Raw genomic sequence first — 692 nt, forward strand, 5'->3', positions numbered from 1 at the left:
TTACATGACCGCGTTCGCCGCATGCCTGCTGCCGGCCGGCGGGCTTGCCGACCGCTTCGGGCGCAAGCGGATGCTCTTCACGGGGCTCGCGCTGTTCTTTCTCGCGTCGCTCGGCTGCGGCGTCGCGCCGACGGCCGGCTGGCTGATCGCGGCGCGGGCGGTGAAGGGCGGCGGCGCCGCGCTGCTGCTGACGGCCGCGCTCGCCGTGATCGCGAACCGTTTCCCGGAGGGGCGCGAACGGGCGCGCGCGTGGGCGATCTGGGGCATGTGCATGGGGATCGCGACAGCCATCGCGCCGCTCGTCGGCGGCGCGATCACGCAATGGATCGGCTGGCGCTGGGTGTTCCTGCTGAACCTGCCCGTCTGCCTGCTGCTTGCGGCCGGTGCGCGTGTCGCGATCGACGAATCGCGCGATCCGCACGCGAAGCGCGTGGACGCGGCCGGCAGCCTGCTGTTCGGCGCGGCGCTCGCGTGCGCGATCGCGGCGCTGATCGGCGCGCCGTCGCACGGCTGGCTGTCGGCCGCGACACTCGGCCGGCTCGCGCTGGCCGCCGCGCTGTTCGCGGCATTCATCGGCGCGGAGCGCTGGCAGGCGCGGCCGATGATCGATCTCGCGCTGTTTCGCCAGCCGCGCTTCGTCGGCGCCGTGCTCGCGATGTTCGGCTATGCGGCGTGCGCGCAGGTGATGATGA

Annotated in this window: 1 protein-coding gene; it reads left to right on the plus strand. The window is 73.6% G+C overall.

The features are described 5' to 3' along the window. The coding region (locus F3J15_RS37490; RefSeq protein ID WP_166897868.1) for an MFS transporter at positions 1–692 on the plus strand (692 nt) is incomplete at both ends.

This window comes from Burkholderia sp. Ap-955, from assembly GCF_011753045.1.
Classification (GTDB): Bacteria; Pseudomonadota; Gammaproteobacteria; order Burkholderiales; family Burkholderiaceae; genus Burkholderia; species Burkholderia lata_D.